The sequence below is a fragment of the Pseudomonas monteilii NBRC 103158 = DSM 14164 genome (genome assembly GCF_000730605.1).
Lineage (GTDB): Bacteria > Pseudomonadota > Gammaproteobacteria > Pseudomonadales > Pseudomonadaceae > Aquipseudomonas > Aquipseudomonas monteilii.
The window spans coordinates 52,040-77,208 of the sequence record NZ_BBIS01000030.1 but is presented as its reverse complement, the minus strand read 5'-3'; the positions used below and the strand labels follow the sequence as shown (position 1 = coordinate 77,208).

Genomic DNA, 25,169 nt, shown 5'->3' with positions numbered 1-25,169 from the left:
CGCCCGTCCACCCCCTAGCGCGCAAGGCTGTTTCCATTTCTTAGCTATTTTCAAAGCCCGAGGTCAGGATTGCCACACGCCAAGCACGGATTGCGCCTGGATCTGCGAACACTCATTCTGGTGCTCTGCGCCCTTACTGCCCTGGTCATGCTGTGCGCCAGCTATTTCGCCAGCTACCGGGTGCAGCGCCAGCTGCTGATCGACCACGCCCTGGAAGCCAACCGGGTGTATGCGACGAAACTGGCAACCATCACCGAGACCTTCATCGGCAACGCCTTGCAGCAGCTTTCATTCAGCGCCGGCGTGCAGGGCCACCAGTTGAGCGAAGCGGCAGCACTGCAGGTGGAGACCGACCGTGTACTGGGCCAGAGCATGGCCTTCAACTCCACGTTCGTGATCGATGCCAACGGCGTGCTGCTGGCGATTTCTCCAGCCTCGCTACGCCACTTTGTCGGCACCCGCATGCAATCGCCGGGTGCTCAGGAAGCACTGCACGAACGCCGCCCTCTGGTTTCCACGCCCTACCTGTCGGCGGCCAACAACCTGGTGGTGGTGTTGTCGCACCCCATTTTCGACGACAACGGCCGTTACCTCGGGTACGTGGGGGGCAGCCTGTACCTGCGAGAACGCAACATCCTCAACAGCCTGCTGGGCGAACACTTCTACAAGGACGGCTCGTACCTGTATGTGGTCGACCGCAACCGCCGACTGCTGTATCACCCCAACAGCCAACGAGTAGGCACCGTGGTGGAAGGCAACGCGCTGGTCGACCAACTGGCGACACTGGACAGCGGTACTCGGCAACTGACCAACAGCCAGGGCGTGGAAATGCTGGCCGGGTACGCCACCGTGCCCAGCGCCGGCTGGGGCGTGGTGGCGCAGCAGCCGTTGGCACAGACCGTAACGCCGCTGAGCCACCTGATTCTCAACGTGATCGGCACCTCCGCGCCCTTCGCGTTGGTGGGCAGCCTGCTGCTGTGGTGGCTGGCCCTGACCATTGCCCGGCCACTCTGGCAACTGGCCGCCGGCGCCCGTTCGATGGACCGAGCCGGTACAGCCGAACGCTTGCACCGGGTGCCCGCCTGGTACTTCGAGGCGGCCGAGCTCAAGCGCGCACTGTTATTCGGGCTGAACCTGCTGCACGAGCGCATCGGCAGGCTTGACCGTGATGCCCAGACCGACCCGCTGACCGGCCTGGGCAACCGCCGCAGCCTGGAACTCAGCCTGTCGTTGCTGGAAGCCGAAGGACGGGCATTTGCGGCCATCGTGCTGGACATCGACCATTTCAAGCGGGTCAATGACAGCCATGGGCACGAGGTCGGCGACCAGGCGCTGCGCCAGCTGGCCGAGCTGATGCGCCGTTGTTGCCGTGAAGGGGACCTGCTGTGCCGCACCGGCGGCGAAGAGTTCCTGATGATGCTGCCGGGGGCCAGCCTGGAGGTGGCCGCGGTGGTGGCTGAACGGTTGCGGGTTACAGTACAGGATACGCCGCTGGAACCTGTGGGGGCGGTGACAATTTCACTGGGGGTAGCGCGCTGGGATGGCGAGGCAGGCAGTGAGCCTGTGGAAACACTGAGCAGGGCTGACCGGGCGCTTTACCGGGCCAAGCAGGAGGGGCGCAATCGGGTAGTCATCGCCTGACCTGTGGGGCGGTAACCTGGCGCCACGGCATCAACTGGCGCTGGCGTTTGTCGATTTGCTGGATGTGCTTGAGCGGGCAGCCTGACAGATTTTGGGGGCGCAAAGCAGCCCCGTGAATCTTGCAGCAAAAGAGCTACCCGACCGTTCATCCGGATGGTAGATTCGCCGCCATGAAAACCACCCGGCACACTCGCACGCTGACTGCCTGGACGCTCTACGCCAGCGTCCTGTTCAGCCTGTTGCTGTGCGGCCTGCACCATGGCCAGATGGGCGGACTGCGCCTGGCCGGGCTGGAGGGCGGCTTCTGCTCGGTGAACAGCGAACACGGCGTGGCCATCGACCTGGACGGCGCCGGCGGTGACCAGCACATGGCCCAGCTGGACTGCCCGGTGTGCTCCTCGTTCGGCCTGGCCGTACCGCTCGGCAGCGGCGGCTGGTCGTTCACCCCGGCGCAAGCCGTGGCCACCTCGCCCATCGTCGTACGTAGCTGGGCACAACCGCCACCGCGCTATCAACGCCCCGCCCTCCACCCCCGCGCCTCCCCCACCGCCTTCCCCGTCGCTGTAATGCCTTTCGCCTGACGTCAGCCGGGCACGCCTGCGTGCGCGCTCGCCGTCAGCCATGACCTTTGCGTGGAAGACACACCAACATGCTTCGTAACACCTCCCTGGTGCTCCTGATGGGCACCTGCAGCTTCGCCTGCGCCGAAATCGCCCCCGTTGAACTGGGCGCCACCACCATAGACGGCGAACGCGATGCCGCCAGCGGTGTGCAACTGGACGAACCGATCCGCACCGGCTCGCGCCTGGGCCTCACCGCGCGGGAAACACCCGCCTCGGTCAGCGTCTCGGACCGCCGCCTGATCGAAGAACGCGGCGCCAAGGACAGCCAGGACGTGATCAACGCCATGACCGGCGTGAACGCCTCGGCCAACCCAGGCTTTGGCGGCTTCGTTGCCTACCGTGGCTTTACCCAGAACCAGGTCACCCAGTTGTACAACGGCATCAACCTGGGCTACAGCAGCGCCACCCGGCCAGTGGATGCCTGGGTGCTCGACCGCGTCGAGCTGATTGGCGGGCCGTCTTCGTTCCTGCATGGTGCCGGTGCCGTGGGCGGTTCGATCAACTACATCACCAAACTCGCCAGCCGCGACCAGCAGACCATTGACGGGCGTATCCGCTATGGCAGTTTCGACGACAGCGAGGTGGCGTTCGGAATCAACCAGGCGCTGGCCAGCAACCCCGCTGACGCCCGCCATTTCATGCGCCTGGACTTCAGCCGCGGGCAGGGCAACGGTTACGTCGACCGCAACGAACGGCACACCGACAGCTTGGCCTTTTCGCTGCTCAGCGACCTGGCCCCCAACCTCACCCACACCCTGGCGCTGGAGTACCAGGAAGACCGCGAAGACAGCCCCTACTGGGGCTCGCCGATCCTGCCCGGGCGCAGCACGATGAAGATCGACAACAGCCGCCGCTTCGAAAACTACAACGTTGCTGACGGCCGCTATGAGCAGCGCGTACGCTGGCTGCGCTCGATCCTCGACTACCAGGTCAGCGACAGCACCAGCGTGCAAAACACGCTGTACCACTACAACGCCCAACGCGACTACCGCAACCTTGAACGCTACGCCTACACCCCGACTGGCCAGGTGCAACGCAGCAGCCCTTACCTGCAACGCCACGACCAGAACCTGCTGGGCGACCGCATCGAGCTGCGCCACGACAACCAGCTGTTCGGCCTGGCCAGCCAGTGGTCATTGGGGCTGGAATACTCACGCATGCGCCAGACCCTCTATCCCACTTCGGGCAGCTGGAGCGACGTGGTCGATGCCGAGCACTTCAACCCTGGCAGTTTCGATAACATCCCCGGGGTGAATGCCGGCCTGACCAAACAACGTCGCCACGAGGTGATCAACCGTGCGGTGTTTGCCGAAAACCGCCTGCAACTCACCGAGCGCCTGGCCCTGCTGACCGCCTTGCGCTACGACTACCTGGACATGGAAGTCACCAACTACGGCGCCGTGACGCCCACCTCGCCGGCCTATTTCGAACGGCGCTGGGAGCCGCTGTCCGGGCGTATCGGCCTGACCTATGCACTGACACCTTCGGCCAGCCTGTATGCGCAATACAGCACCTCGGCCGACCTGCCCGCCGGCTCGCTGGCAGCCGCGACCTACTCCAATGTGGGGTTGTTCGACCTGTCCAAGGGTGAGCAATGGGAAGTGGGCAGCAAGTTCGACTTCCTCGACGGGCGCGGTGCGGCCACCCTGGCGCTGTATCAGATCGTGCGCAAGGACTTCGCCGTGCGCGACTCGAACGACGCCAACCTCACGGTCCAGGCGGGGCAGCAGACTTCACGCGGGGTGGAGCTGTCCGGGCGCCTGCAGGTAACGCCAAAACTGCTGGCCGAAGCCAACTACGCCTACGTCGATGCGCAGTACGACGAATTCAACGAGGCCGTCAACGGGGTATCGGTCTCGCGTAAGGGCAATGCACCGACCAACGTACCGGCCAATGTCGCCAACCTGTGGCTGACCTACAGCCTGTCGTCGGCGTGGTCGGTGGGCGCGGACGGGCGCTACGTGGGTTCGGTGTATGCCGACAACGCCAACAGCCTCAAGGCCCCCGCCTACACGCTGTTCGGCGCGTTCGCCCGCTACCGGCTGGACGAGCACACCACGCTGACCGGGCGGGTGCGCAACCTGACCGACGAGGTGTATGCCAAGCAGGCCTACAACAGCCAGTACTACATGGGGCCGCCGCGCACCTTCGAGCTGGCGCTGGACATGCGCTTCTGAGCCAATGGCCTGTCTTGCATGAACATCCCGGCCTGAATTGGCTCTTGTGTGCGGCCTTGCGAATAACTTGCGGTTGATTCAGGTATCCCGAGGTCGCCCTCGACAAAGCACGCTCCAGCGCCCGGCGATCTACTGGCAAACACAACAATGATGGCGCGGCCCGACCGCGCCACGTTCATCATGCCTGCCAATGGAACCGGAGAGCACTCGCATGTCCGCACCTCATGAGGTATCCCCCGCCACCCTGCGCAGGGTGATCACCGCCTCGGCCATCGGCAATTTCGTCGAGTGGTTCGACTTCGCCGTCTATGGCTTTCTCGCCACCTTGATCGCCAGCCAGTTCTTTGCCAGCGAAGACGCCAGCGTGGCCTTGCTCAAGACCTTTGCAGTATTTGCCGTGGCCTTTGCCCTGCGCCCGCTGGGCGGGATCGTGTTTGGCGCGCTGGGCGACCGCCTGGGGCGCAAACGCATCCTGTCGCTGACCATTCTGCTGATGGCAGGCTCCACCACCCTGATCGGCCTGCTGCCGACCTACGCCAGCATCGGCTTGGCCGCACCTGCGTTGCTGACCTTGGCGCGCTGCCTGCAGGGTTTTTCTGCCGGTGGCGAATATGCCGGGGCCTGCGCCTACCTGATGGAGCATGCGCCCAACGACAAGCGCGCTTTCTATGGCAGCTTCGTGCCGGTCTCGACCTTTTCTGCCTTTGCCTGTGCAGCGGTCATTGCCTATGGCCTGGAGGCCAGCCTGTCGAGCGAGGCGATGAATGCCTGGGGCTGGCGCATTCCGTTCCTGATCGCTGCACCGCTGGGGCTGGTCGGCCTGTACCTGCGCTGGCGCATGGAAGAAACCCCGGCGTTCCGTGAAGCCATCGCCCAGGGCAAAGAGCACGAGCATTCGCCGCTCAAGGAAACCCTGCGCAACCATGGCCGGGCCATTCGCAACCTGGGGGCGTTCATTTCGTTGACTGCGCTGTCGTTCTACATGTTCACCACCTATTTCGCCACCTACCTGCAACTGGTGGGCAACCTGACCCGCGCGCAATCGCTGCTGGTGACCACCGTGGCGTTGCTGTTCGCCGCCGTCGGCTGCCCACTGGCCGGGGCGTTCTCGGACCGGGTGGGGCGGCGCAAGACCATCGCTTTTACCTGCCTGTGGGTGATGCTGTGCGTGTTCCCGGCGTACTGGCTGGCCAGCTCGGGCTCGATGTCCGGCGCGCTGATCGGCGTGATTTTGCTGGCGGTGGGGGCGTTGTGCAGTGGTGTAGTTACCGCAGCGTTGCTGTCGGAAAGCTTCCCTACCCGCACCCGCTATACCGCTTCGGCGATTACCTACAATGTGGCCTATACGCTGTTTGGCGGCACCGCGCCGTTGGTGGCGACCTGGCTGATCGGGCAGACCGGCAGCAGCCTGGCACCGGCGTTTTACCTGGTGGTGATTGCGCTGGTGGCATTGGTGGGGGGGTTGGCGTTGCCGGAGACTTCGCGGATTTCGTTGCATGATGAAGTTGGGGTAGACGGCGTGCGGCCGGGGGTTCGTAGTACCGTCTGAGATTTTTGGGGCTGCTTTGCAGCCCCAGGGTCTCAGCCCTCCTGCACCTCTTCGCGCCGATACGCCCACTGATACAACGCCGGCAACACCAGCAACGTCAGCGCCGTAGACGACAGAATCCCGCCAATCACCACCGTCGCCAGCGGCCGCTGAACCTCCGCCCCGGTCCCGGTCGCCAAGGCCATCGGAATGAACCCCAGAGACGCCACCAGCGCGGTCATCAAGACTGGCCGCAAGCGCGTCAGCGCGCCCTCTTCCACGGCCGCTCGCAGGGTGCGCCCTTCTTCGCGCAACCCACGGATGAAGGCAATCATCACCAACCCGTTGAGCACCGCCACGCCTGACAGCGCAATGAACCCCACACCCGCTGAGATGGACAGCGGAATGTCCCGCAACCACAGCGCCAGCACTCCACCGGTCAAGGCAAACGGGATGCCGGTGAACACCAGCAGGCCATCCCTGAGGTTGTTGAACATCATCAGCAACAGCGCCATGACCAGCAGCAAAGCCACTGGCACCACCACCTGCAAGCGCTCGGCCGCCGACTGCAGCTGCTCGAACTGGCCACCCCAGCGCGTCCAGTAGCCCGGCGGGATTTGAACCTGGCCAATGAGCGTCTGTTCAGCCTCTTCGACAAACGAGCCCAGGTCACGCCCACGCACGTTGGCACTAACCACCACCACGCGCTTGCCATCCTCGCGGCTGACCTGGTTCGGCCCCAGTTGTAGGTTCAGCGTGGCCACCTGCGACAGCGGTATAAAGCCGATCTGCGCAGCGCCGGCTGTGGCACTGGCCGGCACCGGAATCAGCAGGCTGCCCAACCCGTCCACATCGGTACGCAAGGTTTCGGGCAGGCGCACCACCATGTCGAAGCGGCGGTCACCTTCATACAGCGTGCCTGCCGTGCGCCCCCCTACGGCGATGGCGATGGCGTCCTGCACGTCACCCACGTTCAGGCCATGGCGGGCAGCCTTGTCACGGTCGATGTCGATGGTCAGCACGGGCAGGCCGGTGGTCTGCTCAACCTTCACCTCAGACGCACCCGGCACGCGCTGCAGGCTGCTGGCGATTTGCGCGGCGGTGCGGTTGAGCACGTCCATGTCGTCCCCGAACAGCTTTACCGCCACATCGCTGCGCACCCCGGAAATCAGTTCGTTGAAACGCAACTGGATCGGCTGCGACAGCTCGTAGTTGCTGCCCGGTACGCTGGCCGCCGCACGTTGTACTTCGGCGATCAGCTCGTTACGCGGCTTGCCCGGGTCTGCCCATTGCTCGCGCGGGCGCAACATCACGTAGGCGTCGGAAATGTTCGGCGGCATCGGATCGGAGGCGATCTCGGCGGTGCCGGTGCGGGCAAATACGCGCTCCACTTCCGGCACCTGGGCGATGATCGCCTGCTCCAGGCGCTGTTGCATGTCCACCGACTGCGACAGGCTGGTGCCCGGCACGCGCAGGGCCTGCAAGGCAAAGTCGCCCTCGCTGAGGCTGGGGATGAACTCGCTGCCCATGCGGCTGGCCATTACGCCGGAAAGCAGCACCAAAGTGCCAGCCGCCGCGAACGCCAGCTTGCGCCGGCCCAGCACCCAGGCCAGCACCGGGGCATAGCGCTGGCGCGCCGTGCGCATCAGCAGGCCTTCCTCCTCCTTGACCTTGCCGGTGACGAACAGGGCAATGGCCGCCGGCACGAAGGTAACCGAGAGGATCATCGCACCCAGCAGGGCCATGACCACGGTAAACGCCATGGGGTGGAACATCTTGCCCTCGACCCCGGTCAGGGCAAAGATCGGCAAGTAAACCACCATGATGATCAGTTGCCCGTAAATCAGCGGCCGGCGCGCTTCGCGGGCGGCGGCAAACACCTCATGGAAGCGCTCGCTGCGGGTCAGCATGCGGCCATGGCGTTGCTGGGCGTGGGCCAGGCGGCGGATGGCGTTTTCCACGATCACCACGGCGCCATCGACGATGATGCCGAAATCCAGCGCGCCCAGGCTCATCAGGTTGGCGCTGACCTTGTTGCTGAACATGCCGGTGAAGGTGAACAGCATCGACAGCGGGATGACCATGGCGGTGATCAGCGCAGCGCGGATATTGCCCAGGAACAGGAACAGCACGGCGATGACCAGAATGGCGCCTTCAACCAGGTTTTTCTTCACCGTGGCGATGGCTTTTTCGACCAGGTTGGTGCGGTCGTACACCGTCACCGCCACCACGCCCTTGGGCAGGTTGCGGTTGATCTCGACCAGTTTGGCGGCCACCGCCTGAGACACCGTGCGGCTGTTTTCGCCGATCAACATGAACACCGTGCCCAACACCACTTCACGGCCGTTCTCGGTGGCGGCGCCCGAACGCAGCTCTTCACCCAGGCCAACCTCGGCCACATGGCTGACGCGGATCGGCGTGCCGTCCACGCTGGATATGACGATATTGGCGATGTCTTCGGCCGAGGCCACCTGGCCCGGCGCCCGGATCAGCAGCTGCTCGCCATTGCGCTCGATGTAACCGGCACCCACGTTGGCGTTGTTGCGTTCCAGCGCGCCGATCAGGTCGTTGAGGGTGAGCTTGTAGGCCGCCAGCCGCTTGGGCTCCGGTGCAATCAGGTACTGCTTGGCATGGCCGCCGATGCTGTTCACTTCGGCCACCCCCGGCACATTGCGCAGCTGCGGCTTGATGATCCAGTCCTGGATCACCCGCAGGTCGGTGGGTGTGTAGGGCGTGCCATCCTCCTTCAGGGCGCCCTGTTCGGCTTCCACGGTCCACAGGAAAATCTCGCCCAAGCCGGTGGAAATCGGCCCCATGCCCGCCTCTATGCCCTCGGGCAACTGCTCGCGGGCCACTTGCAGGCGCTCGTTGACCAGCTGGCGGGCGAAGAACAGGTCGGTACCGTCATCGAAAATGACCGTGACCTGCGACAGGCCCGAGCGCGACAGCGAGCGGGTCTGTTTCAGCCCTGGCAGGCCAGCCATGGCCGTCTCGATGGCAAAGGTAATGCGCTGCTCGGTTTCCAGCGGGGAGTAGCCGGGGGCGGCGGTGTTGATCTGCACCTGGACGTTGGTGATGTCCGGTACAGCGTCGATCGGCAGTTTCTGGTAGCTGTGGATACCCACCGCGGCCATCAGGACCACGGCCAGCATCACCACCAGGCGCTGCTCGATGGCGAATTGGATCAGGCGTTCGAACATGCAGGCGTCCCCGTGATCAATGGCTGTGCTCGGCCGAGCCTTTGCCCAGTTCCGACTTGAGGACAAAGCTGCCGGCGGCGGCCACCTGGGTACCGGCGGCAAGACCGTCAGTGATTTCTACCTGGCCAGCATCGCGGCGGCCGGTTTTCACTGGCCGAGCCTCGAAACCCTCTTCAGTGCGGGCAAACACGACGGTTTGCTCTTCCCAGGTTTGCAGGGCGTTTTCCGGCACCGCGACAGCGGCATTGAAGCGCTCGACGCTGACAGCCACATTGACGAACAGCCCGGGGCGCCAGGCGCCGTTGGGGTTGGCCAAGGTGGCACGCACGGTGGCGGCACGGTTCTGCTCGCCAAGCAGGCTGCCAACGTAGTTGACCTTGCCCTCGACCTGGGCGCCCAGGTCCGGTGCGCTGACCGTGACATCACGGCCGGTCATCACCTTGTCCAGGTCACGCGGGGCCACGGCGAAGGTAGCCCACACCCGGCTCAGGTCAGACAACGTGAACGCATTGCTGGTCTCGTCGACCACTTCACCCACGGTCAGGTGCTTTTCCACCACCACCGCATCGAAGGGGGCGCGCAGCTCATAGCGGTTGCCAGCGCCAGCCGGGCCCACGGCGGCGACCTTCTGCCGGGCGTTAGCCAAGGCGATCTCGGCCTCCTGCAACGCCTGGCGTGCCTGCAGGTAATCCTGTTCGGCACTGATGCGTTCCTGCCACAGCTGCTGTTCGCGCTGGAAGGTCAGGCGCGCCAGTTCCAGCCGGCGCTGGGCGGCCTGTTGCTCGCTGCGCAGGTCTGAAATCTGCTGGCTGGCGATCACCGCCAATACCTGACCGCGCTTGACCGCCTGGCCCAGCTCAGCTTGCACCGCCTCGACCACGCCGGGTACACGCGGCACCACGTGAGCCGTACGGTCTTCGTCGAAGCGAATCTCCCCCGGAAAACCGATAGCGGTACCCAGTGCCCGAGGGCCGGCGGTAGCCAACTGCACACCGGCGGCCTCGATCTGGGCGATGGACAGGTGCAACTGGCCCTCTTCTTCGCCGTGGCCCTCCTCTTCGTGGCCTTCGGCGGCTTTCTCGGTGCCATGGCCGTGGCCGTCTTCGCCGTGGTCATCGTGCCGGGCTTCTGTTTTCGACGCCGGGCCGAGGTTGCCGGTCCAGGCCAGGCCACCCAGGCCGAGCGCGGCCATGGCGGCAACCAGAAGGGCTATCTTGCGTGGGTTAGTCATTGTTGCTCCTGCTGTTCAAGGGGGTGCTCAGGCCATCGAGGTCGCCATAGATCCGCTCGACCTGCGCCCGTGCATCGGTCGCCGAGGCCAGCGCTTCGAGGTACAGCCCGCGTGCCTCGATCAGCGTGCGCTGGGCGTCAAGCACATCGAGGAAGGCGAACTTGCCCATCTCGAAGCCACGGGTGGCGGTGTCCACGGCCTGCTGCGCAGCCGGCAGAATGGTGCGGTCGTAGGCGTCCACCTCCTGCATCGCCGTGTGCCACTGGCTGACAGCGCTGCGGGTGTCACTGCGCAGGCGCAGCTCCACGGCGTTACGCAGGTCACGCGCCTGGTCGGCACGGCGCGCGGCTGACATCACGTTGCCCTGGTTGCGGTCGAACAATGGCAAGGGCATCGACAGACCGACCACGTTGACGCGTTCGCGGTCCTCGCGGCTGTACTGGCTACCGAGGCTGACGGTGAGGTTGGGGATGCGCTGGGCCTTTTCCGATCCCAAGGAGGCTTCACCACGCTCGACCTGGGCGGCGGCCAGGCGCCATTCGACCGTTTGCTCGACACGGTCGAGCAAGGTGTCGGCCCTGGGCGCAACGCCAGGTGAAAGGTTGGCGGCCTGCAAGTGGTCGAAACCTGCCAACGGGCTGCCGGTCAGGCGTGCCAAGGCCTGGTAGGCCACGCCGCGCTGAGTTTGCGCACGCCGCACTTCGGCCTGGGCCTGGGCCAGTTGCACCTGAGCACGGGTGGCCTCTACGGGTGATGACTGGCCAGCGGTGACCCGCCCCCGAACCACCCGCAGCCCGCGCTCGGTCAATGCCTGCGACTGCTGCGCCAGTTCCAGCGCGGTCTGCGCCCGCAAGGCGGCATGGAAGGCCTGCACCACATCAGCCCGCAGGCCATTGCGCTGGCGCTCCAGGTCGAGTTGGGCAATGGCCTGGCCGGCACCGGCCACTGCGATACGTGCGCCGCGTTTGCCGCCCAGTTCCAGCGGCTGGCTGAGGGTGACGGTGGTGGTGCTGGTGTCGCGGCGAGTGTCCTCGACCTCCCAGGACAACTCAGGGTTGGGGATCAACCCTGCCTGGCGCCGCTCGCCGTCGGCAATGCCGACTTCGCGGCCGGCGGCGGCCAGTTCCGGGTTCTGGGCAAAGGCGGCGGCAAGCGCCTGGGGCAGGCTCAGGCTCTGGCTGGCCTGGGCGCTGGTGGCGCTGGCCAGCAACAGGTAGAGCAAGGCGATCTTGCGGGGGTTGGGCACGAACAAGTCCTCGTCGACGCGTATAGGCGAGGGACTGTAAAAAACCGTGCTTATCGGGGCGGTGTCGGGAGCATTACAATTTTGTAAGGTTTGGCTGCGTTCGATAATCGCCCACTTTCCCGGTGCGGCGGCCTCGTCCAATTGACGGAACTAACCAGTCAGTACAAAACTACGCGCATCCAACAACAACAAAGCGATGCCCGTCATGAAGCCTCTTATTCTTGTGCTCAACGGCCCTAACCTGAACATGCTGGGCACCCGCGAGCCTGCCCAATATGGCCACGAAACCCTTGCGGACCTGGCGCAAAGCTGTGCCGATACTGCCCATGCCCACGGCCTGGAACTCGAATTCCGGCAAACCAACCACGAAGGCGAACTGATCGACTGGATTCACGCCGCCCGCAACCGCTGCGCCGGTATCGTGATCAACCCCGGCGCCTGGACCCACACCTCGGTGGCCATCCGCGACGCCCTGGTGGCCAGCGAACTGCCGGTCATCGAAGTGCACTTGTCCAACGTGCACAAGCGCGAGCCGTTCCGTCACCTGTCGTTCGTATCGTCCATCGCCGTCGGTGTCATCTGCGGCCTGGGCAGCCATGGCTACCGCATGGCCCTCAGCCACTTCGCCGAACTGTTCCAGGAGCGCACGGCATGAGCCAGCACGCCATCCTCGCCGGCCTCATCGGCCGTGGCATCCAGCTGTCGCGTACCCCTGCCCTGCACGAACACGAAGGGGATGCCCAGGCTTTACGCTATTTGTACCGGCTGATCGACGCCGACCAGCTGCAGCTGGACGACAGTGCCCTGCCCGGCCTGCTCGACGCCGCGCAGCACACCGGCTTCACCGGGCTCAACATCACCTACCCGTTCAAACAGGCGGTTCTGCCGCTGCTCGACGAGCTGTCGGACGAAGCCCGTGGCATCGGCGCGGTGAACACCGTGGTGCTCAAGGACGGCAAACGGGTCGGCCATAACACCGACTGCCTGGGCTTTGCCGAAGGCTTGCGCCGTGGCCTGCCCGACGTGGCACGCCGCCAGGTGGTGCAGATGGGTGCCGGCGGCGCCGGTTCGGCGGTGGCCCATGCCCTGCTGGGTGAAGGGGTCGAGCGGCTGGTACTGTTCGAAGTGGACGCGGCCCGTGCGCAGGCACTGGTGGACAACCTGAATGCCCATTTCGGCGCAGGGCGCGCCGTGGTTGGCAGCGACCTGGCCACGGCTTTGGCCGAGGCAGACGGACTGGTCAATACCACGCCAGTGGGCATGGCCAAACTGCCGGGTACGCCACTGCCGGTCGAGCTGCTGCATGCGCGCTTGTGGATGGCGGAGATCATCTACTTCCCGCTGGAGACCGAACTGCTGCGCGCGGCCCGGGCGCTGGGTTGCCGCACGCTGGATGGCAGCAACATGGCGGTGTTCCAGGCGGTGAAGGCGTTCGAGCTGTTCAGCGGGCGCCAGGCGGATGCGGCGCGGATGCAGGCGCACTTTGCCAGTTTTTCCTGAGTGATCGGTGTGGGCTGCTTCGCGGGCTTGCCCGCGAAGAGGCCGGCACAGGCCAGTCACCCTTTCTCATCCAGCAAAGCCTGTATCACCTGCTCCTGCCCCCCATAATCCCCTTCGCCAAAGTGCACATGCCGCACCTGCCCCTTGCGGTCGATAAAGTAATGCGCCGGCCAGAACTGGTTGCCCCAGGCATTCCACACCTTGTAATCGTTGTCCACCGCCACCGGATAACCGATCCCCAGCCCGGCCACCTTGTCCCGCAAGGTGCCCACATCATGCTCGTAGTCGTACTCCGGCGTATGCACCCCCACCACCACCAGCCCCTGGTCGGCATAGCGCCGCGCCCAGTCGTTCACATGCGGCAGGCTGCGCTGGCAGTTGATGCAGTCCCAGGTCCAGAAGTCCACCAGCACCACCTTGCCCTTGAGCGCCGGCCCATCCAGCGGTGTCGAGTTGATCCACTGGCTGGCCCCCGCCAGCGACGGCATCGCACCGTAGCTGTCGCGGGCCATCAGGTGCCCGGCCAGGCCAAGCCCCGTCAGTGCCAGGGCAATCCCCCCCACCTTCAGCATCAGGCGGCGATCAATTCTCATGGCAACCGCCGGTGGCGTAGGTGCGGTACTGCACGCTTTGCTGCTGGCCCTTGGAGTCGAGGTAGTCCATGCGGGTGTTCACCAGGCCGCAGGCGTTGCTCTGGTCATCCTGCACCGACAGCACTTTTTTCACATCCAGGTGGTCACCGTAGCGGTACTGCATGGCACCGGCATCGCCCATGGGCGCGGTGGCGGCCTGGGCGGCGATAGCGCCGAAGCTGAGCACGGCGAACAGGCTGGCGCTGGCGAAGGTCTTGACGTTCATGGCATCTCTCCTGAGTAACACTTGGGTGTGGGAAGTTGTGCTTCCCGGTCGAGAGCCATTTCACGCCTGCCAGGTATCCCGTATGTGTCGCCCGAGGCTGTGATGTGCGTCCTGCTGTATCTCTACCAGTGCCAGATACACTGCAATACAAAACCCGGCAGGCAAGCGCGAACGCGCTCGGTACACTGCGCCCACCCCCCTTTACACAGGAACGCTGCGCATGGAACACGTCGATCACATCCTGATCGTCGACGACGACCGCGAGATCCGCGAACTGGTCGGCAACTACCTGAAGAAGAACGGCCTGCGCACCAGCATCGTTGCCGACGGCCGGCAGATGCGCGCCTTTCTGGAAGCCAACAGCGTCGACCTGATCGTGCTCGACATCATGATGCCCGGCGACGACGGGCTGCTGCTGTGCCGCGAGTTGCGCGCCGGCAAGCACCGCAACACCCCGGTATTAATGCTCACCGCACGCAACGACGAAACCGACCGCATCATCGGCCTGGAAATGGGCGCCGACGACTACCTGACCAAACCGTTCTCCGCCCGCGAACTGCTCGCCCGCATCAACGCCGTGCTGCGCCGCACGCGCATGCTGCCGCCCAACCTCACCATCAGTGAAAGCAGCCGCCTGCTGGGTTTCGGCCAGTGGCGCCTGGACACCACCGCGCGCCACCTGCTCGACAGCGAAGGCACCCTGGTGGCCCTTAGCGGCGCCGAGTACCGCCTGCTGCGGGTGTTTCTCGACCACCCACAGCGGGTACTCAGCCGCGAACAGCTGCTCAACCTGACCCAAGGCCGCGAGGCCGACATCTTCGACCGCTCCATCGACCTGCTGGTCAGCCGCCTGCGCCAGCGCCTGGGCGACGACGCCCGCGAGCCCAACTGCATCAAGACCGTGCGCAGCGAGGGCTATGTGTTCTCGTTGCCCGTGCAACTGCTCGAGTCACCGTCATGAAATGGCCGCGCACCCTGGCATCGCGCCTGGCGCTGATCTTCTTCACCGGTCTGGTGCTGGCGTACAGCCTGTCGTTTGGCTTGCAGGCCTACGAGCGCTACATCAGCAGCCGCTCGATGATGCTCAGCACCCTGGAACAGGATGTGGCGACGTCGGTCGCCATCCTCGACCGCCTGCCCGCAGCCGAACGTGCCGCCTGGCTGCCACGTCTGGAGCGGCGTACCTACCGCTACCGCCTGGACCACGGCCTGACAGGCGAGGCGATGCCCAGCAGCGACCCGCCCATGGCCGCCGAGTCGATCGTGAAGGCCATTGGCAGCGACTACCGCCTGACCTTCCAGGAAATACCCGGGCCGAATGCGCACTTCCAGGCGCACCTGAGCCTGGCCGACGGTGCGCCCCTGACCATCGACGTGACCCCATCGCCGGTCCCGGTGGCCCGCTGGTTGCCCGTGGTATTGCTGATTCAGCTGGCCGTACTGCTGCTGTGCACCTGGCTGGCAGTGCGCCTGGCCATCGGCCCCCTCACCCGGCTGGCCCACGCCGTGGACAACCTCGACCCGGACAAACCCGGTGTGCAACTGGATGAAAGCGGCCCGCGCGAGGTGAAGTACGCCGCCGTGGCCTTCAACGCCTTGCAGGCACGCATCGCCGCCCACCTCAAGGAGCGCATGCAATTGCTGGCAGCCATTTCTCACGACCTGCAAACGCCGATCACACGCATGAAACTACGCGTTGAAGTGATGGACGATGGGGTCGAAAAAGACAAGCTGTGGAGCGACCTGAGTGAAATGGAGCACCTGGTGCGCGAAGGGGTGGCCTATGCCCGCAGCATGGATACCAGCACCGAAGCACTCTGCCGGGTCAACCTCGATGCCTTTCTTGATAGCCTGGTGTTCGACTACCAGGACAGCGGCGCCCAGGTCGAGCGCCACGGCAGCACTGGCAGCCTGCTGGAAACCCGCCCGCATGCACTGCGCCGGGTGTTGGTGAACCTGGTGGACAACGCCCTCAAGTTTGCAGGCGCCGCCGAACTGGAAGTGTGCCGCGAGGGCAGCACGACCGTAATCCGTGTGCTCGACAACGGGCCGGGGATTCCCGGCGGCGAACTGGACGAAGTGCTCAAGCCGTTCTACCGGGTAGAGGGTTCACGCAATCGCAGTACGGGTGGTACCGGGCTGGGGTTGGCCATTGCCCACCAGTTGATCCAGGCCATGGGGGGCCGGTTGACCTTGAGCAACCGCGAAAGCGGCGGGCTGTGTGCCCAGATAGAACTGACCTGACAGACCTTCGTGAGAGCGGGGTAGCCTGATACATCCATACAAACCGATACACAACCCCATCGCTCCCGACACACTGCAGATACCCCACCCCCACACACTCCCGGTGACACAATCACACACCGGGAGCCCCCTTGATGAAAGCCCTTACCCTGCCCTCCGGCTGGAGGCTGTTCGCCGCCCTCGCTGGCCTGACCCTGGCGATGACCGCCATAGTCCTGGCCAGCCAGCCTGACCCTGATGGCCTGCGCAGCGCCATCCGCGCTACCGCACGCAGTTCCTTCGCACTGTTTCTGCTGGCATTCCTGGCTTCGTCACTGGTCACCTTGCTACCCGGCGCTGTCAGCCGCCGCGTGCTGCAGGAACGGCGCTACCTGGGGCTGGCCTTCGCGTTCTCCCATACCGTGCATGGCCTGTTGATTTACCGTTACGCCCAACAATTCCCCGAACTGTTCTGGGCCGGCCGCACGCTCACCTCCAGCCTGCCTGGCAGCGTCGGATACCTGTTCCTGCTGCTGCTCACCGCCACCTCGTTCAAGGCCCCCATGCGGCTATTGGGCGGCCGCGCCTGGCAAGCCCTGCACAGCACCGGCATGTGGGTATTGGCAGCCGTGTTCTGCCTGTCGTTCTACAAACGCATCCCCATGGGCGGCTGGTACCCACTGGCGTTCGCCCTGATGTTCAGCGCCATCGCCGTCAAGCTCACCGCCAAGCTGGCGCGCCAACAGCGCCGCAGCGCCCGCGCCCTTTCCTGACTAAAGCTGCCTTGGAGTACACACTGACATGACCACTTTGACCCGCACACTAACCGCCTTCGACCGCCTCGGCACCTGGAGCGCCGACCTGCCGCTGCGGCTGTTCCTGGCTTGGGAGTTTTTCGAATCCGGCCTTGAGAAGTTCAATGGCAACAACTGGTTCGCCGACCTGCAAGGCAGCTTTCCGTTTCCCTTCAACCAACTGCCCGCCGAGCTGAACTGGCAGTTGTCGATGTGGGCCGAGCTGGTGCTGCCGTTGCTGCTGTTGCTGGGCCTGGGGACGCGGCTGGCATCGCTGGGGCTGATGGTGGTAACCGTGGTCGCAATTGCCGCGGTGCATTGGCCGGCGCACTGGTCGAGCCTTGCCGAGCTGGCACAGGGGTATGCCATTACTGACCAGGGTTTCGGCAACTTCAAGTTGCCGCTGATCTACCTGGTGGCGTTGCTGCCGCTGCTGCTCAAAGGGGCTGGGCGGTTGAGCCTGGATCATTGGCTGCGGATGCGGCTCAGCAGGTAAAGCCATTGGGGCGCAAAGCGCCCCCAGCGCCCTCAAACTGTACCAACAATGATGCCCAGTTCGCGCAACCCCTCCAACAATGCCAGCCCCTGCTGCACATCCCCTCCCAACGCCTCCAGCCGCGCCCGCCCGGTACCCTGCTCCAGCGCCAGCAACCGATAGGCCATCGGCGCCAGGCGCGCAAAGCGCACCGTCAACGCAGCATCGCGATACACCAGCAGCAACGTCGGGGCCTCGGGCGCAACCGTTGGCTGATAATCCACCCCGATGCGCTCCACCGGCCACTCATAAGCCAACACCCTCGCCACGCAGGACAACAGCGGCGCCTCCTCCCGCAAATCGCCCGCCGGGTCATGGGCCGGGTCCTCGGCATCGCTCAAGTACAACTGCGCCTCGACCCACTCATAGTGCGCCAGCTCCAACTGCCAGGGCGCATCCAGCTCGACGCCTTGCAGGTATTCGACAAACGCTTCGGCAATCTCGGTAAACAAGGGCGTCTGGCTACGGTAGTTGGCATAGAAATCTCGCACACGGGCATGCCAACGCTGTTCACCCAACGCCTGACGCATCACCGGGAAGCTGCCCGCCAGGAGGCCCTCGATAGCGCCATAGAACAACTCGCGGTAAACCTTCAGGCGTCGCGCCTCCACGCCCGGTGGCGGTGCGTTGCGTTGCGGGTCGCGTACGTGACGGGCCAAGGTGTATTGCTGCTCGCGCAACGTCTCATTCATCACGCGGCCCTCCCGAATCCAGTTGCACGCTGCGGATACGCGCCGTCTCGGCCAACAGTTCGGCCAGCGGGGGATAGTTGAAATCACGTTCGAGCACGGTCGGCTGCACGCCAAAGCGCGCACAAGCGAGGGTGTACAGCGCCCACACATCTTCTTTGACCGGCGCCCCATGGGTGTCGACCTTCAGGTCCGGTGCTTCATCGTAATGGCCGGCTATGTGCATGCCGGTCACCCGTGCCTGGGGCAAGCCTTCAAGAAAGGCCCGGGCTTCGTAGCCGTGGTTGCAGGCATTGACGAAAACGTTGTTGACGTCCAGCAGCAAGTCGCAATCGGCTTCATCGAGTACCGCACGGATAAAATCGAGCTCGCTCATCGCCTGATAAGGCGCGGCGTAGTAGCTAATGTTTTCCACGGCAATACGCCGGCCCAATTGCTCCTGCGCCTGGCGTATGCGCGCAGCCACATGGTGCACGGCTTCGTCGGTGAACGGTATGGGCATCAGGTCGTACAGGTGCCCGTCGTCACTGCAATAGCTCAAGTGCTCACTGTACATGCGCACCTGGTGGCGATCGAGAAAATGGCGGGTCTGGTCGAGAAAATGCAGGTCGAGTGGCTCACTGCCGCCCAACGACAACGACAACCCGTGGCAAGTCATGGGAAAACGCTCGGCCAACTGGGCCAGGCCCTTGCCGTAGGCACCGCCAACCGCTATCCAGTTTTCCGGTGCGCATTCAAGAAAGTCTATTGCACCAGCGTCCATCGCCAGCAGTTCCGGCAGCAGGCCACGGCGCAAGCCAAGCCCGGTATTCAACGTCGCAGCACGCATAAAAAATCTCCAACAGGCACAACGCCCCGCCTGACCAGCAGGAGGGGCGTTGCGTCACTTCAAAGGGTAAGGGTCAGGATTTGCCAGCCAGGTGGCTGAACAACCCCTCGGGCATGGCCTTGCCGTTGGCTTGATAAATCGCCTTCAGGTGGTCCGCCGCTTCTTGCTCGGAGATGAAGCCGTCATGGTTGCTGTCGATCTTGTCGAAGTCGCCGGCACGGTCCTTGGCCACCGCCAGAAACTCATCCCGCGAGACCTTGCCATCATGGTTGCTGTCGGTTTTGGCGAACGAGGCATCGCCGCACTTGCCTTCGCCGCACTTGCCTTCCGCCCCGGCCTTGGCGCTGGCGCCACACTTGCCCTCACCGCATTTGCCTTCGCTCTGGGTGGCCTTGCCGCTGCCGCCGCATTTGCCTTCGCCACACTTGCCCTCGCCGGCCACTTTGGCCGAAGCCTGTTGGTAACCTTGTGCCAGCGGTTCCACGGCAAACGCACTGCTGGTCAATGCCATGCTGCCGATCAGGGCGGCGCCGAGCAGGCCGAGGGTGTTTTTTGCTTGAGTCATGATGCAGCTCCACTGTGGTTGGAAAGTGGAGCCATTAGGCCGTTGCGGTTTGTCGTGAATGTATCGCGCAAGGCGCGCTTTTGTATGGGAGTGGGTCTGCAGCGCGGGCAGATACAGTGGGATACACACCGCCCGGTAACGGACCCCAAGCTACCTTGGGGCCATGACGCGTGTTCAGTCTTCCAGCGGCTTGGGCGGGGCTGCCGGTTTGGCTGGCTTGGCCGGTTTGCTGTCCTTTGCCTTGGCTTCCGGCGTTGCGGCCACAGGTTCGGGTGCGGTCACCGCCTTTTCGCTGGCGGGCAATTCATCGACCGCCTTGAAAATCGCCTGCGGGTCGATAGGTTCACCGCTTTCGTCATCCTTGAGCATGTGCCGCTCGCCGTCCTTGCCCACCAGGATCACCTTGGTGCCCTTGCTCGCGCCCAGCTTGAGCTCGCGGATCAGGGCCATGGTGGTCTGCTGTTCGAGGTTCTTGTCTTCGCGCTTACCCATCATGTTGGCGACGCTGTAGAGCACCAGATTGCGCTCTTTGAAGGCGGCCTGGGTGGCCGGGTCTTCCAGTGCCTTGTTCAACCCGCGCAAGGTCGGGTCGGCAGTGCTCGGGGCAATCACCACCAATGGCCTGGCCTTGCCTAGCTCCTTGGCCAAGGGTGCATCACTGTCTGCGGCAAACAAGGGGCCGGTAACAGCTAGCAAGGTAGCGAAAGTCAGTGACCGGACGAGCATGCGTATCTCCTTATTGTCTCGATATACCAATGACTACAGATCACGGAGAAAAATCCGACAAGGAGCCTAAACCACTTCACTCAAGAACGGGCCGTGGAAAAGTAACTGCCGATTTCCGGACATCCTGAAGCCAAGGCGACGGCACTGGCACAAACCGCCGTCACCTTGACTGAGCATAGCCCAAAGCCGCTTTGCACAAGGGCAGGCACCTCCTTGCCCTGAACGGTCGTCAACGCACATGAATGCCTGGATCTTCTGGCCCGACTTCCATGGCATGAATCGTCAAGTCCAGCATCAGCCCCCTGCGTGCAGCACGTTGAGCGTCACGAATGGCATCTGCCTGCTCGAGCATTACGCCTTCGCTGAGCGTTTCATCCTCGAGTACCGCTTCAAGCTGACGCCTGAACGGCAGGTCAACTTCGGCGAACCGGTCTGAATGAGCACGCTCCAGGTGCGCCTGCCAAAATTCACGGTCAACCATCGAACGGGCGAGTTCATCCCAGGTTTCGGCATCTCGCACTGCCGCTTGCGCCGCCGCCAGGTCCGCCTGGAGAACCCCTGAAATAGCATGGAAGCTCATATCACCCACCTGCACGGGCAAGTCGAGCGGTTCCCTCAGCCCGACCCTGAAGGCCAACCCGACCTCACTTCCCTCTTGCTCCCTGCCATGTTCGAGTGCCCATCGGGTAGCGAACCTGTCGACCGCATCCTGGCGCCATAAACGTCTTCCCAGGCGAAGCAGAGCGCGTTCGTCTTTTCCTTGAGCGGCATGTTCAACCTGCCACACGAGCAGGTTCAGTTCGAGATTGCTCAAGCACCAGGTTGCACCATCCTGGCACCCCCATTCATCATTGGCCACGGACAACAGGTTCTCACGCAACTCCGGTGTGGTGGCCATGGCCTGCAACACCACTATCACCCGATTGCCCAACGCACGTGCATTGGCGCGAAAGTCCTCGGACAGCAACAGTTGCCCGAGGACGCGGAAAAAACGCTCGGAGTCCGGCCCTGCATCCAGGGAATCCCAGGCTGCGAGCATCAAGCCACGATGCTCAGGGGCTACCGCATCCCCCCATACTTCACGCGCGTGATCCAGCCGCAGAAGCGCTTGCTCCTCGTCGACGACAGGATGCGCGCTCCTCAGCGAAGCCTGCAAACGTTGTGTCTGTGCTTCGCCCAAGGGGTTGCCGCTCAGGCGGATCCTTCGCCGGCGCCATACGGGTAACTGGTAGTAATGCTCCGGAACCTGCCGGATCCGGTTTTCCCTCAAGTCAACAGCCACCAACTGATCGCGGTCGAAAATGCCCGGGGGAAGCTGCGTAATTTGTGTGTCGCGCAGGCTCAGCCAGCGCAGTTCGGTCAAACCAGCCAACGTGAACCCCCGCCGCAGTGGATTGTGGGACAGGTCGAGGGATTCCAGGCCAGTGCAACAGGCCAGTGTGGCGGTTTGCTGCAGGTTCAGGCCAATGCGGTTGTTGGTAAGGCTCAGGTGCCGTAGCTGCGTGAACTGCAGCAACGGTTGCGGCAGCCGCGTCAGCAGGTTGCCACCCAAGTCAAGGGTTCTGAGGTTTGGGAAGGCCAACAAGAAACTGTCGGGTACTTCCATAAGGTCAAGGTGCAGCAACGACAGGCTGCTCACACCTCTGAAGCTGACCTGCGCGGGCAGGCTGGGCAAACCGCCCGGCCTGAAATTGCAAAACATGACATGCAGGTTTTCTTGTGCGTCGATGTGCAGATCGCCGACCCCTACCGACCGTCTCCAGCAATTGAACAGCGTCTGACGCAAGGCGTCCCGGTCCTCCCGAACCTCGCCCTGCTCGTGTGCCACCCAGGTATCCAGCGTGTTGCGAAGCACCGTGAATTCAGTGCTCAGGTCCCTCAGTAGCCCTCTGAGCTGACGCCCTGAACGTCTCACGTCATCGGCGAAGGTGTCAATCTGCTCGTCACTCAACCAAGGGAAGATATCTCGCAATTCCGCCCTCAAGGCATTGCCTCTTGACGCGAAACCGCTCACGCCTGCACCACCCAGCGGGTAACCCAAACGCCCGTCGGCCAAGCGCATCGGCGCTCGAACAGCCCGCGGGCGTACCACGCCTAGCAGACGACTGATCTGGTCACGACGTCGCACCGCCTCGCGCCCAAGCATCACCCGAAGGTTGTGCGAGAACGGGTCACCGATTCCCATCATTTCACGCTGCGCCTCGGTATAAGCTGGCGCGATGACTTCGAACAACTCGCCTGCCTCACCGATGGCCCCACCCTGATCATCAAACAGCTGGAACCCGCCGTTCAGGTGCACCAGGTCAAATGCCTGCCTGCCTTGACCGCACTGCGCCAGCATCGGCCCGCCCAGATAGCCCTCATACAAGCGCCAGCGCACACCTTGTTCGCCCCCAGGCAGCGCCTGCAACAGGCCCAAGGCTACCCGTGCCAGGTCCGCATTCTGGGGCGTGTCCAAGTACAAGGCTTCCAGAACCCGCGTCTGGCGGATACCCGACAGGCTGGCCCTGGCCGCTTCGGCCAGATCGAGTGCAACCCTGCCGCTGGTCAACAAGCGCCTGCGATCAACGCTGCTGGCGGCCGTTACCAACGCTTGCGCGGTGCGAGCATCCAGCCCGGGAAAGACCCGGCGCAGCGCTGCGCTCCCAGGGCTGTCGGAGGGTTGCAACGCATCGTACAGGTACTGCAGCAATGTTCGGCGTTGCGTCCACGCCAGCTCAGCCAGTGCCTGATCTGGCAGGCCATTCGCACCTGGCAACCGCCGTGCGTGATCAAGCACGGTCGCATCTTCTACCGGCTCGCCGCTGCGCAAGCGGCCAATCATGCCGCGAATGCGCTGGTCGAGCCTGACCCGCACCACGCTGTCGAGCATGCCCGGGCTGGGCGCCTGGGCATATACATGCAAGCCTCGCACGTCATCGCCATCGAGCCCATGGAATAACAGGACCTGATCGATCTGTTCGTCATCCAGCCTGTTGAAGGGTTCGCCCAGGCGACGAAACATGCGATGTCTATCCCGCCACAGGGCCGGTTGTTCACTCCATAACCGCCAGGCGCCAGCGCCATTGTGACGCAGCTTGGGACCATGGCCGGCAACGGGGCACAGTTGCCACTGACCGTCCCCGGCCGATTCGGTCACACGATAATGATGGGCGTCCATCTCGATCCAGGCCTGCCCGCCCAGACGTCGGATGCCCATGGCGTCGCGGCTTGCGCAGGCATCGGGGGCCTGGCTTTGAAACGGGGTCAGATCCTGTTGCCAGAGTTTGACGGTGCCGTCTTCCAGCCGAGCCGGAACCATGGCATCGACCCGCGCGGAGCGTGCCCAAAGCCGTCGGGCCACACCAACTCCCGCCACCGTCGTCGCAAGCACGGCAAGGTCGGTGGCAACATGGGTCAAATGGTCGAGAGCCTCTCGGCGATCCCCCTCATGCCAGGCTTCAAAGCCATGGTAAACCTCGCCCAGCAGCTCCCAGGCCGTCACGGCAAGCAGCACAAGACCAAGGCCAGGCACAAAGAAACTGGCCAGGTTGAGCAGCGCCCACCCCTCGGCGGCCAGGCGCTGGTCATGCTGGCGCTGCACCTCACGGTCCAGCCTGGCCACAGGCACCGCGATCATCGCCGCATCCTCCTTGATCTGGCGAATACGTGCCTGTGCCAAACCATTGAACAACGGTTGCGAATAACCCTGCAAATGCGGTTCAAGATCGCGAAACGCCCAGTCCGCCAGGTCATCGAACAGCGCCGAAACCTGAGCAAAGAAAGCCTGGCTGTCACGTCGTAGCACGAAGCGGCTGAAAAAACGCTGGTAGGCTTTGTCTCGCAGGCGACGACCCAACTCGCGGTTCAGCTTGTCGATGCTCTCGAATGCGCGCCAAGGCGACACAGGGTCGCCTGGCACGTAGAGCAACACACGGCGCGTGGTGTTGAAAAGGACACCTTGGTCAATCACCTCGAACACGATCACCTGCTCAATCCGGCAACCCAGCAACTTCAGTTGCCTGGCCTCCACAAGGTCACCCGCCAGGCGCAGCAGCTTGCCATCCTCGCACATAGCCACCACCAACTTGAGCTCGCTGTCATCCAGCGTCCCTTCCTGCCTGGCTTTGTAGGCGTCTACCAGCATGGCGTGGCGGCTGGCATCTACAAGGCAGGACTCCACGCGCCTTGCATCACCTGCGGGCTTTAGAATGGAATCCAGATGACGTTGATAACCCTCACCCAAATCCAGCTCACGGCAAAGCGCGGCAAGCTCGATGCACGTGGGCGGTGCAAGCCTGCCCTGGCGCGGAACCAGCAGCCGATTACCGCGCGGCTGGCCACCGGCCTGGGCCTGCTCGGCAGTGAAGTTGCGCAGTGCCACCTCAAGCAGCGGCTTTTCTTCATAGACCACCTCGGTGAGGTGCGCGCCTACCGGCTGGCTGTTGATCACAGGCTCGCGACGGCCTTCCAGAAACTTGAACGAGCGAGCATTGCCGCCAAGCCCGTAACGTTCGTCAAGGGCCTTGTCCAGGCCCGTCGCAACAAAGCTGTCGATACCTTCGATACCCCGCAGCAGCGCATTGACTTGCTCACGGCTGCGAAGGCTGTTCGCCAATGCCTTGCTGACCTCAGGCAGTTGCCCTGGGGGTGTCTGACGCAACCAGAGCGGCAGGCGCTTGCTGATGATGCTGTCCTGGAACGCATCGATGGCTGCCTGTGCGCTTGATGGCGGAGTAGTGTCCATTGCTCGAGGCCTCTTCATGAAAAGAGGCCAGACTAGGGAGCAGGCTCGGCACCGGGTACTAGATAGCTAACGCCTGCG

The 25,169-nt window shown here is 63.9% G+C and carries 20 protein-coding genes; 10 read left to right on the top strand and 10 right to left on the bottom strand.

Annotation, left to right across the window (positions count from 1 at the left end):
- Positions 1-69: 69 nt before the first annotated feature.
- The 4 genes from PM2_RS16895 to PM2_RS16880 all read left to right on the top strand — a co-directional run bounded on the left by PM2_RS16895 (position 70) and on the right by PM2_RS16880 (position 5,990).
- Complete coding sequence (locus PM2_RS16895) at positions 70-1,641, top strand: sensor domain-containing diguanylate cyclase (RefSeq protein WP_016714668.1); 1,572 nt, start codon at positions 70-72, stop codon at positions 1,639-1,641.
- Between the two features lie 170 nt (positions 1,642-1,811).
- Entirely contained in the window at positions 1,812-2,222 is a 411-nt protein-coding gene (locus PM2_RS16890) for a DUF2946 family protein (protein WP_016714669.1), read from the top strand.
- Positions 2,223-2,290: 68 nt separating this feature from the next.
- On the top strand, positions 2,291-4,441 hold the full coding sequence (locus tag PM2_RS16885; protein WP_016714670.1) for a TonB-dependent receptor: 2,151 nt from the start codon (positions 2,291-2,293) through the stop codon (positions 4,439-4,441).
- Positions 4,442-4,652: 211 nt separating this feature from the next.
- A complete protein-coding gene (locus tag PM2_RS16880) occupies positions 4,653-5,990 on the top strand; it encodes an MFS transporter (protein WP_016714671.1) in 1,338 nt (445 codons plus the stop codon).
- Positions 5,991-6,022: 32 nt separating this feature from the next.
- On the opposite strand, the gene PM2_RS16875 is transcribed toward PM2_RS16880, so the two are convergent.
- The 3 genes from PM2_RS16875 to PM2_RS16865 are packed head-to-tail and all read right to left on the bottom strand — an operon-like array spanning position 6,023 to position 11,646.
- The gene (locus tag PM2_RS16875; protein WP_016714672.1) at positions 6,023-9,169 is read right to left on the bottom strand and encodes an efflux RND transporter permease subunit; all 3,147 of its coding nucleotides are present in this window, start codon (positions 9,167-9,169) and stop codon (positions 6,023-6,025) included.
- A 16-nt stretch (positions 9,170-9,185) separates the two neighbouring features.
- Positions 9,186-10,400 (bottom strand): efflux RND transporter periplasmic adaptor subunit, encoded by a 1,215-nt coding sequence (locus tag PM2_RS16870; RefSeq protein WP_016714673.1) that lies wholly within the window; start codon positions 10,398-10,400, stop codon positions 9,186-9,188.
- A complete protein-coding gene (locus PM2_RS16865; RefSeq protein WP_028699321.1) occupies positions 10,393-11,646 on the bottom strand; it encodes a TolC family protein in 1,254 nt (417 codons plus the stop codon). The genes PM2_RS16870 and PM2_RS16865 overlap by 8 nt, the downstream gene beginning before the upstream one ends.
- Before the next feature lie 205 nt (positions 11,647-11,851).
- On the opposite strand from PM2_RS16865, the gene aroQ reads away from it, so the two are divergent.
- Positions 11,852-12,301, top strand: a complete 450-nt coding sequence (aroQ, locus tag PM2_RS16860) for a type II 3-dehydroquinate dehydratase (RefSeq protein ID WP_016714675.1) — start codon at positions 11,852-11,854, stop codon at positions 12,299-12,301.
- Positions 12,298-13,146, top strand: coding sequence for a shikimate dehydrogenase (locus PM2_RS16855; protein ID WP_028699322.1), 849 nt, complete (start codon positions 12,298-12,300; stop codon positions 13,144-13,146). The genes aroQ and PM2_RS16855 overlap by 4 nt, the downstream gene beginning before the upstream one ends.
- A 56-nt stretch (positions 13,147-13,202) precedes the next feature.
- On the opposite strand, the gene PM2_RS16850 is transcribed toward PM2_RS16855, so the two are convergent.
- Both PM2_RS16850 and PM2_RS16845 read right to left on the bottom strand, forming a co-directional pair.
- On the bottom strand, positions 13,203-13,718 hold the full coding sequence (locus PM2_RS16850; protein ID WP_028699323.1) for a thioredoxin family protein: 516 nt from the start codon (positions 13,716-13,718) through the stop codon (positions 13,203-13,205).
- 10 nt (positions 13,719-13,728) lie between these two features.
- Positions 13,729-14,004, bottom strand: a complete 276-nt coding sequence (locus PM2_RS16845) for a DUF2790 domain-containing protein (protein WP_016714678.1) — start codon at positions 14,002-14,004, stop codon at positions 13,729-13,731.
- Between the two features lie 220 nt (positions 14,005-14,224).
- On the opposite strand from PM2_RS16845, the gene PM2_RS16840 reads away from it, so the two are divergent.
- From PM2_RS16840 to PM2_RS16825, 4 genes are all read left to right on the top strand, one after another.
- Positions 14,225-14,965, top strand: a complete 741-nt coding sequence (locus tag PM2_RS16840) for a response regulator (RefSeq protein ID WP_016714679.1) — start codon at positions 14,225-14,227, stop codon at positions 14,963-14,965.
- Positions 14,962-16,248: a sensor histidine kinase gene (locus PM2_RS16835; RefSeq protein WP_016714680.1), complete on the top strand. Its 1,287-nt coding sequence runs from the start codon at positions 14,962-14,964 to the stop codon at positions 16,246-16,248. The genes PM2_RS16840 and PM2_RS16835 overlap by 4 nt, the downstream gene beginning before the upstream one ends.
- A gap of 134 nt (positions 16,249-16,382) precedes the next feature.
- Positions 16,383-17,000, top strand: a complete 618-nt coding sequence (locus PM2_RS16830; RefSeq protein ID WP_016714681.1) for a ferric reductase-like transmembrane domain-containing protein — start codon at positions 16,383-16,385, stop codon at positions 16,998-17,000.
- 28 nt (positions 17,001-17,028) lie between these two features.
- A complete protein-coding gene (locus tag PM2_RS16825; protein ID WP_016714682.1) occupies positions 17,029-17,517 on the top strand; it encodes an HvfX family Cu-binding RiPP maturation protein in 489 nt (162 codons plus the stop codon).
- Positions 17,518-17,549: 32 nt separating this feature from the next.
- On the opposite strand, the gene PM2_RS16820 is transcribed toward PM2_RS16825, so the two are convergent.
- The 5 genes from PM2_RS16820 to PM2_RS16800 all read right to left on the bottom strand — a co-directional run bounded on the left by PM2_RS16820 (position 17,550) and on the right by PM2_RS16800 (position 25,091).
- Positions 17,550-18,248: an HvfC family RiPP maturation protein gene (locus PM2_RS16820; RefSeq protein WP_028699324.1), complete on the bottom strand. Its 699-nt coding sequence runs from the start codon at positions 18,246-18,248 to the stop codon at positions 17,550-17,552.
- Positions 18,241-19,074, bottom strand: a complete 834-nt coding sequence (locus PM2_RS16815) for an HvfB family MNIO-type RiPP peptide maturase (RefSeq protein WP_016714684.1) — start codon at positions 19,072-19,074, stop codon at positions 18,241-18,243. Before PM2_RS16815 ends, PM2_RS16820 begins: the two co-directional genes overlap by 8 nt.
- Positions 19,075-19,147: 73 nt before the next feature.
- Positions 19,148-19,639, bottom strand: a complete 492-nt coding sequence (locus PM2_RS16810; protein WP_028699325.1) for an HvfA family oxazolone/thioamide-modified RiPP metallophore — start codon at positions 19,637-19,639, stop codon at positions 19,148-19,150.
- A gap of 174 nt (positions 19,640-19,813) precedes the next feature.
- On the bottom strand, positions 19,814-20,365 hold the full coding sequence (locus tag PM2_RS16805; RefSeq protein WP_028699326.1) for a DUF4174 domain-containing protein: 552 nt from the start codon (positions 20,363-20,365) through the stop codon (positions 19,814-19,816).
- A 229-nt stretch (positions 20,366-20,594) separates the two neighbouring features.
- Positions 20,595-25,091 (bottom strand): NEL-type E3 ubiquitin ligase domain-containing protein, encoded by a 4,497-nt coding sequence (locus tag PM2_RS16800; RefSeq protein ID WP_028699327.1) that lies wholly within the window; start codon positions 25,089-25,091, stop codon positions 20,595-20,597.
- Between the last annotated feature and the right edge of the window lie 78 nt (positions 25,092-25,169).

Excerpts from the sequence above, each read along its gene's own strand:
- PM2_RS16800 (WP_028699327.1), bottom strand. The coding sequence starts at position 25,091 with ATGGACACTACTCCGCCATCAAGCGCACAGGCAGCCATCGATGCGTTC.
- aroQ (WP_016714675.1), top strand. The coding sequence starts at position 11,852 with ATGAAGCCTCTTATTCTTGTGCTCAACGGCCCTAACCTGAACATGCTG.
- PM2_RS16885 (WP_016714670.1), top strand. The coding sequence starts at position 2,291 with ATGCTTCGTAACACCTCCCTGGTGCTCCTGATGGGCACCTGCAGCTTC.
- PM2_RS16810 (WP_028699325.1), bottom strand. The coding sequence starts at position 19,639 with ATGACTCAAGCAAAAAACACCCTCGGCCTGCTCGGCGCCGCCCTGATC.
- PM2_RS16830 (WP_016714681.1), top strand. The coding sequence starts at position 16,383 with ATGAAAGCCCTTACCCTGCCCTCCGGCTGGAGGCTGTTCGCCGCCCTC.
- PM2_RS16890 (WP_016714669.1), top strand. The coding sequence starts at position 1,812 with ATGAAAACCACCCGGCACACTCGCACGCTGACTGCCTGGACGCTCTAC.
- PM2_RS16815 (WP_016714684.1), bottom strand. The coding sequence starts at position 19,074 with ATGCGTGCTGCGACGTTGAATACCGGGCTTGGCTTGCGCCGTGGCCTG.
- PM2_RS16870 (WP_016714673.1), bottom strand. The coding sequence starts at position 10,400 with ATGACTAACCCACGCAAGATAGCCCTTCTGGTTGCCGCCATGGCCGCG.
- PM2_RS16805 (WP_028699326.1), bottom strand. The coding sequence starts at position 20,365 with ATGCTCGTCCGGTCACTGACTTTCGCTACCTTGCTAGCTGTTACCGGC.
- PM2_RS16845 (WP_016714678.1), bottom strand. The coding sequence starts at position 14,004 with ATGAACGTCAAGACCTTCGCCAGCGCCAGCCTGTTCGCCGTGCTCAGC.
- PM2_RS16855 (WP_028699322.1), top strand. The coding sequence starts at position 12,298 with ATGAGCCAGCACGCCATCCTCGCCGGCCTCATCGGCCGTGGCATCCAG.
- PM2_RS16820 (WP_028699324.1), bottom strand. The coding sequence starts at position 18,248 with ATGAATGAGACGTTGCGCGAGCAGCAATACACCTTGGCCCGTCACGTA.
- PM2_RS16840 (WP_016714679.1), top strand. The coding sequence starts at position 14,225 with ATGGAACACGTCGATCACATCCTGATCGTCGACGACGACCGCGAGATC.
- PM2_RS16825 (WP_016714682.1), top strand. The coding sequence starts at position 17,029 with ATGACCACTTTGACCCGCACACTAACCGCCTTCGACCGCCTCGGCACC.
- PM2_RS16880 (WP_016714671.1), top strand. The coding sequence starts at position 4,653 with ATGTCCGCACCTCATGAGGTATCCCCCGCCACCCTGCGCAGGGTGATC.
- PM2_RS16835 (WP_016714680.1), top strand. The coding sequence starts at position 14,962 with ATGAAATGGCCGCGCACCCTGGCATCGCGCCTGGCGCTGATCTTCTTC.
- PM2_RS16850 (WP_028699323.1), bottom strand. The coding sequence starts at position 13,718 with ATGCTGAAGGTGGGGGGGATTGCCCTGGCACTGACGGGGCTTGGCCTG.
- PM2_RS16875 (WP_016714672.1), bottom strand. The coding sequence starts at position 9,169 with ATGTTCGAACGCCTGATCCAATTCGCCATCGAGCAGCGCCTGGTGGTG.